This is a genomic window from Burkholderia sp. NFPP32 (assembly GCF_900119325.1).
GTDB classification, from domain to species: domain Bacteria; phylum Pseudomonadota; class Gammaproteobacteria; order Burkholderiales; family Burkholderiaceae; genus Burkholderia; species Burkholderia pyrrocinia_C.
On the sequence record NZ_FPJP01000086.1, the window covers coordinates 1 to 1,221 of the forward strand.

Consider the following 1,221-nt stretch of genomic DNA (forward strand, 5'->3'; position numbering starts at 1 on the left):
CGAGTCCTCTCCTGGGCACCACTTATTTAAAAAGGTCGGCTTCTAGCCGGCCTTTTTTCATTTCCGGTCCCGCATCGGCGCCACCCATCCGTCAGCCGGACGACCATCGAGACAGCGCCGACCGGCCATCGGCTTCAGGCACCGTTCCAGCGTTTCGCGGCAATCGCGACGCGCTCGCCCAGCAATTCGGCCGTCTTTCGATCGCTCTCGAGAATCGCATCGCCGCCCTCGTCCGCATTCGCCTGCGCCATCGCACCGAGGAACGACCCGAGTCGATTCAGATCGTTAACCGAACCCGTACTGCTGTTGTTGCCGGGCATCAGACCGAGGCTGACCCACAGCATCTGATGCTGGGCAGCGAAGACAGCAAGCTGCTGCAGCGTCGCCAGTTTGTCGCCGCTTTGCGACGCCGACACCGTAAAGCCGGCCGCCAGCTTGTCTCGCCACTTGCCCCAATGCTTCGACGATGCGTCCATGAAGCCCTTGAACTGCGCGGACGCGCTGCCCATATAGGTCGGCGAACCAAAGACGATCGCCTTGGCATCGCGCTCCAGGTACTCCCAGTGTTCATCGATCGCGTCGACAGGGATCAGCTTGACCGACGCACCGTCGACCTTCTCGATACCACGGGCGACTGCGTCCGCAATGACGGCCGCATGGCCGTAGCCGCTATGAAAAACCACTGCGATTTCAGACATCGGAAACTCCTTTTTTGACTATTCCATAAAAAGCGTTACCGCAATAGTAACAGAAATGATCGCGATGCAAATGCGTTCGCTTGCATGTACCGCGCGCTCTACAGCGGCAGACGACTACGCGATGTGCATGGTGTCGCCAAGCGAGCGGACAACCGCGCGGCGCCCACCGCCTGCATTCGCGAGTCGGCGCGGTACGACAGGTACGCACCGACAATAACTTCTCCGGCGACGGACTTGAACCTGCGCTCAGGAAATTCGCTCGCTCTTCTCCGGCAGCAATCGTTCGCATTTGGATCGCCCCGGCGGCGATACTCGAACACGACAAATCCGGCATGCGCCCTTTTCTCGCCCCCTCAACGACCGTGCAAAATCTGTTGACAAGCCGTTCGGGCACGCTATAATTGCGGTCTTTCGCATCGCAGCAAGCGAAACGTGCCCAGGTGGCGGAATTGGTAGACGCACTAGGTTCAGGTCCTAGCGGTGGCAACACCGTGGAGGTTCGAGTCCTCTCCTGGGCACCACT

General features: G+C 59.9%; 1 protein-coding gene and 1 tRNA gene. One reads left to right on the top strand and one right to left on the bottom strand.

Going from position 1 to position 1,221, the window contains the following annotated elements; genetic code table 11:
• Positions 1-134: 134 nt before the first annotated feature.
• Positions 135-698, bottom strand: coding sequence for a flavodoxin family protein (locus tag BT264_RS37295; RefSeq protein ID WP_072441621.1), 564 nt, complete (start codon positions 696-698; stop codon positions 135-137).
• 434 nt (positions 699-1,132) lie between these two features.
• Between BT264_RS37295 and BT264_RS37300 the strand changes: the two genes are divergently transcribed.
• Positions 1,133-1,219 (top strand) — tRNA-Leu (locus tag BT264_RS37300).
• The last annotated feature ends 2 nt before the right edge of the window (positions 1,220-1,221 follow it).